Source organism: Janthinobacterium woesei (assembly GCF_051380875.1).
GTDB lineage: Bacteria > Pseudomonadota > Gammaproteobacteria > Burkholderiales > Burkholderiaceae_D > Janthinobacterium.
Map to the genome: position 1 here is coordinate 1 of NZ_JBNYXW010000040.1, position 4897 is coordinate 4897.

At 59.0% G+C, this 4897-nt stretch carries 5 protein-coding genes and 1 pseudogene; 1 reads left to right on the forward strand and 5 read right to left on the reverse strand.

What is annotated here, in order from left to right:
• Positions 1 to 195, reverse strand: a pseudogene (locus tag ACQ4W6_RS25495) (hypothetical protein); the annotation flags it as partial.
• A gap of 138 nt (positions 196 to 333) precedes the next feature.
• On the reverse strand, positions 334 to 717 hold the full coding sequence (locus ACQ4W6_RS25500) for a diacylglycerol kinase (protein WP_436569954.1): 384 nt from the start codon (positions 715 to 717) through the stop codon (positions 334 to 336).
• A gap of 153 nt (positions 718 to 870) precedes the next feature.
• Between ACQ4W6_RS25500 and ACQ4W6_RS25505 the strand changes: the two genes are divergently transcribed.
• Positions 871 to 1650 (forward strand): IclR family transcriptional regulator, encoded by a 780-nt coding sequence (locus ACQ4W6_RS25505; RefSeq protein ID WP_436569955.1) that lies wholly within the window; start codon positions 871 to 873, stop codon positions 1648 to 1650.
• Between the two features lie 100 nt (positions 1651 to 1750).
• On the opposite strand, the gene pbpG is transcribed toward ACQ4W6_RS25505, so the two are convergent.
• From pbpG to ACQ4W6_RS25520, 3 genes are all read right to left on the reverse strand, one after another.
• The gene (pbpG, locus tag ACQ4W6_RS25510) at positions 1751 to 2830 is read right to left on the reverse strand and encodes a D-alanyl-D-alanine endopeptidase (protein WP_436569956.1); all 1080 of its coding nucleotides are present in this window, start codon (positions 2828 to 2830) and stop codon (positions 1751 to 1753) included.
• Positions 2831 to 3007: 177 nt separating this feature from the next.
• Positions 3008 to 3709: a nitroreductase gene (locus ACQ4W6_RS25515; protein ID WP_436569958.1), complete on the reverse strand. Its 702-nt coding sequence runs from the start codon at positions 3707 to 3709 to the stop codon at positions 3008 to 3010.
• 51 nt (positions 3710 to 3760) lie between these two features.
• Entirely contained in the window at positions 3761 to 4678 is a 918-nt protein-coding gene (locus ACQ4W6_RS25520; RefSeq protein WP_436569957.1) for a DMT family transporter, read from the reverse strand.
• Between the last annotated feature and the right edge of the window lie 219 nt (positions 4679 to 4897).

A 4897-nucleotide genomic window follows, 5' to 3' on the forward strand; every position in this document is an offset into this window, starting at 1 on the left:
GGCGGTGTACGTGTCGATGTCGTATTCACTCAGGAACCGGCGCTCGCGCTGCCAGACCTTGAAAGACAGGTCGTTGGCGTAGTTCCAAACGAAGTTGACGTCCCGTGCCATCGCCGATAGCGCCGCAGCGTGCTTGTCCTTGAGGCGAAGCCTCAGGACGCGCGTCGAGTGCGTAAGCGATTTTTTAAAGGGCATGGGCGTTTGACTTGCGCGATATCTGATTGGTTCCGGGTCGCACGAAAACTTAATCAGAGCAAGGCGGTCTTTCGGCCGCCGCGCTATCCATCCCCGACCTGAAGGACGGGGCTTTCCGCGCAATTCGGGTAAAGGCGCTCAGTAAAAGCGGTTGAACAGCACCACGGCCCAGGTGGCGAAGGCCAGCAGGCAAGTGAGCAGCACGGCGGCGCTGCCGAAATCCTTGGCGTTCTTCGACAACGGATGGTATTCGAGCGAAATGCGGTCAACCACGGCTTCCAGCGCAGAATTGATCAATTCGACGATCAGCACCAGCAGCAGCACGCCGATCAGCACCAGTTTTTCAAAGGCGGAGATGCGCAGCAGCAGGGCGATCAGCGTGCCCACGACGAACAGGCCCAGCTCCTGGCGGAACGCGTGTTCATGGCGCCAGGCTGATTTCAAGCCGTCCAGCGAATAGAAAAAGGCGGAAAAAATGCGTTTCAGGCCACTTTTACTCTTGAATTCATTTACAGGTTGCATAGTTTTCCATGGTTACACCCATCGCAGTGCACACATTATGACGGCGGGTATAGGAATGGTGACAATTTATTCACTGAATATCTCGGAACATTTCATTATTTTTTCACATCATGGTATAAAGAAGGATGAATACTGCATTGCACCAAATCCATCATGAAAATTGAACCGGTTGCTGCCCCGAAGACGACGATCCAGGTGATCGAGCGCATGGTCGCCCTGCTCGATGCCCTGGCCAAATATTCTGACCCGGTCAGCCTGAAGGAATTGTCCAAGGTATCGGGCCTGCACCCTTCAACGGCGCACCGCATCCTCAACGACATGGTACTGACGCGTTTTGTCGACCGCATCGAACCGGGCACCTACCGCCTGGGCATGCGCCTGCTGGAACTGGGCAATGTGGTGAAAAGCCGTCTCAGCGTGCGTGAAGCGGCGCTGGACTTCATGCGCCAGCTGCACAAGAAAACCCAGCAAACCATCAACCTGTCCGTGCGCCAGGGCGACGAGATCGTCTACATCGACCGCGCCTTTTCCGAGCGCTCGGGCATGCAGGTGGTGCGCGCCATCGGCGGACGCGGTCCGCTGCACCTGACCTCGACGGGGAAACTGTTTCTCTCCGTCGATGAGCCGAAAGCCATCCGCGCCTATGCCACGCGCACGGGCCTGGCCGGGCACAACAAGAATTCCATCACGGATCTGCAAAAACTCGAGCGCGAACTGAGCCTGGTGCGCGAGCGCGGCTATGCGCGTGACAATGAAGAGCTGGAATTGGGCGTGCGCTGCATGGCGGCCGGCATCCGCGACGACTCCGGCAAGCTGATCGCCGGCCTGTCGATCTCCGCCCCCGCCGACCGCCTGCAGGATGAGTGGCTGGTGGACCTGGTCGAGACAGCCAACCAGATTTCGATTACGCTGGGTTTTATTCCCCAAGACTAAAGCCGGGGTCGGTCTTGCAAGATCGGAATTTCCTCCGTTGAGGAAACTCCCCGCCGGGTCCGACCCCAAGTCCTTTAGTGCAGCGCCGCCCTGGACATTGTTATCCGCCAGGCAAGCTCATGTGGGCTGGCTTCAAGGCTTCCAGCCACTTGCGCATGCGGCCCGCGTCGGCCGTGCGCGATTGTTTCCCCTTGGAATCGAGGAAGACCATGATCACGGCGCGTCCTTCGATGACGGTCTGCATCATCAGACAACGTCCCGCCTCATTGATGAAACCCGTTTTCTGCAAGCCGATTTCCCAGCCCGGATTGGCCACCAGGTGATTCGTATTGCCAAACTGCATGGGCTGGCCGCTGGCTTCGACGATGGCTTTCGGGTCCGTCGAATACTGGCGCAGCAGCGGATGCTGGAGCGCGGCCAAGGCCAGCTTGCCCAGGTCGCGCGCGCTGGCTACGTTCATTTTTGACAAGCCACTGGAATCGACGTAATGCGTATTCTTCATGCCCAGCTGGCGCGCCTTGCTGTTCATGGCATCGACAAACGATAGCAAGCCACCCGGATAGTTGCGTCCCAGGGCCGAGGCGGCGCGGTTTTCCGAACTCATCAAGGCGATGTGCAGCATATTGCCGCGCGTCAATTGTGAGCCCACTTTCAGGCGCGAGCTGCTGAACTTGGCACGGTCGACATCGTCGTCCGTGATCGTCAACAGCTCCTCCATATCCTGGCGCGCTTCGACCACCACCAGGCCCGTCATCATCTTGGTGATGGAGGCGATGGGCAGGGCTACATTGGAATTCTTTTCAAACAGCACTTCCGCGTTGTTCTGGTCCAGCACCAGCGCCACGCTCGATTTGAGGTCGAGCGGATCGCGCGTCAGGTTCAGGCCCGCCAAATCGCCCATGGTGGGCATCGGCGCGGCCATGGGCACGGCCACGCTGGTGACTTTTTGATAGATGACCTTGCGCTTGCCGCGCACCATGACGACCCGGCGCACGGTTTTTTCGCGCGGCACGGCCGTCGTGCGCGACGCTTTGCGCAGCACGACTTTGACTTTCTTGGTATTTTGTTTCTTGGCCGCCGAGGATTTGTCGTGTGCTTCCCTCGCTTCCACGGCAGCGGCCGGCGCCAGCGCAAACAGCAGGGAAGCCAGGATACCCAGCGCAAGTTTAAACTTAGCCATTCAATAATTCCCCGTGAAGCTGTTGCCTTATTGCAGTGTAGCGAAATGCAGAGCAATCGCAAGCCTATTTAACAGTTAAGACAGTATTTATTGCGGTAATGAAATACAAAACGTTAGCGAGCAGCAAACAAGCTCATTCTTGACGCGCTGTTTATTTGTGCTAATCGCCATAGATTACTAATTGACAATGAATTTAACAAAGCCTGACAACCCCTCGCGTTGCGTGCTCAAGCGGTTCTCGATCTTGTCCGGATCAGCATAGCCCAGCGCCATGCCGCACACCACCATTTCGCCAGCAGGCAGGCCCAATTCCTCGCCGATAATGTCGTGATAATGGATGAAAGCGGCCTGCGGGCAAGTGTCGAGGCCACGCGCCCGCGCGGCCAGCATGATGTTTTGCAAAAACATGCCGTAATCGAGCCAGGAACCCTGCTCCAGCACGCGCTCGATGGTGAAGATCAGGCCGACGGGCGCATCGAAAAATTGGAAATTGCGCCCATGTTGGGCCGCCATGCCGGCCGTGTCGCCCCGCTCCAGGCCCAGCAATTGATACAGGTCCAGGCCGATCTTGCGGCGGCGCTCGATGAACGGTGCCGTCCACTGGCGCGGGTAATACGTATACGAAGCCGTACGCGCGGGCGCATCGGGCGCTTTCGGCGCTGCATAGGCGTCGAGGATGCGGCGCGACAGGCGCGCTCGCGCCTCGCCCGACAGCACATACACTTTCCACGGCTGCATGTTGGCGCCCGACGGCGCGCGCGCCGCCACTTCCAGGATGCGTGCGATCTCGTCCTGCGCTACCGGCGTGGGCAGGAAGGCGCGGATCGAGCGGCGCGACAGGATGGCCACGTCGACCGCTTGCTGCTGTGTCACATCCATGGCTAATGCGGATACTTGTTTGCTCACTGCCCAGCTCCCTTGCTTGTTTTTCTATTTTTTGACAACAAAAACCACGCCGACCACGGCCACCAGCATGCCGGCGATGCCCAGCATGTTAAAAGCTTCGCCAAACATCAGCCAGGCCATGACGGCCGTGGTAGGCGGCGTCAGGTACAGCAGGCCCGTCACCTTGGTGGCGTCGCTGCGGCGGATCAGGGCAAACAGCAGGAAGATGGCGCCAATGGACAGCACGAGTACCGACCACAGCAAGGCGCCGATGAAGTTCGCTGTCCATTGCACATTGCTTAAATGCAAGTCCAAGCCTTCGTAATACAGGGCAAACGGCAACACTACCACGATGGAGGCGGCAAACTGCACCACCGTGCCGGTGCGCAAGTCAAACTGCGGACAGTGGCGTTTTTGGTACATCGTGCCGGCCGTCATCGACAGCAGTGCAAACACGCACAGCAGCACGCTTTCCACCGTCAGGCCCACCAGGTTGATCTTCGCGTACACGACCAGGGCCACGCCCAGCAGGCCAAAAAGCAGGCCCAGCCACTGGCGCGGGCGCACGGATTCGCCAATCAGAGGGGCGGCGCAAGCCGTCAGCACGGGCTGCATGCCCACGATCAGGGCGGAGAGGCCGGCCGGCATGCCCAGCTTGATGGCACACCAGACGCCGGCCAGGTAGCCGGCCTGCATCAAAATGCCGGCCAGGGCAATTTGCCGTATCTTGCCCACAGGCCACGGCGCACGCAAGACCAGCACCAGCGGCAGCAAGATCACCAGCACGCCCAAAAAGCGCAGCAGCAAAAAGGTCAGGGGCGGCGCATACGGCAAACCGAACTTGGCCACGATAAAACCTGTGCTCCATAACAACACGAAGAATCCAGGCAAGGCCATCGGCGCCAGGGTGGCAAGAAAAGGAGATTTATCGCTGGCACCGGCTGCGGCGGGAAGATTGGACATGGTATCGACTCGGGAAACGTGGGCGGCACCAGAGCGTAGCACCAGTGCGGAAGGCAAAGTCTAGCATGCTGCGCTGCACGCGTCCCGGCAGGCCAGGGAAACGCCAGGGCGATTGCATGAAGCATCAAGTCGGCAAGCCCAAGACCTTGGCGAGATAGTCGGCACTCCAGCCAGCTTTTAAGCGTTTGGTAGCGATGCCGACCTTGGTCGACTTTTCAT

Excerpts from the sequence above, each read along its gene's own strand:
- ACQ4W6_RS25505 (WP_436569955.1), top strand. The coding sequence starts at position 871 with ATGAAAATTGAACCGGTTGCTGCCCCGAAGACGACGATCCAGGTGATC.
- ACQ4W6_RS25500 (WP_436569954.1), bottom strand. The coding sequence starts at position 717 with ATGCAACCTGTAAATGAATTCAAGAGTAAAAGTGGCCTGAAACGCATT.
- pbpG (WP_436569956.1), bottom strand. The coding sequence starts at position 2,830 with ATGGCTAAGTTTAAACTTGCGCTGGGTATCCTGGCTTCCCTGCTGTTT.
- ACQ4W6_RS25515 (WP_436569958.1), bottom strand. The coding sequence starts at position 3,709 with ATGGATGTGACACAGCAGCAAGCGGTCGACGTGGCCATCCTGTCGCGC.
- ACQ4W6_RS25520 (WP_436569957.1), bottom strand. The coding sequence starts at position 4,678 with ATGTCCAATCTTCCCGCCGCAGCCGGTGCCAGCGATAAATCTCCTTTT.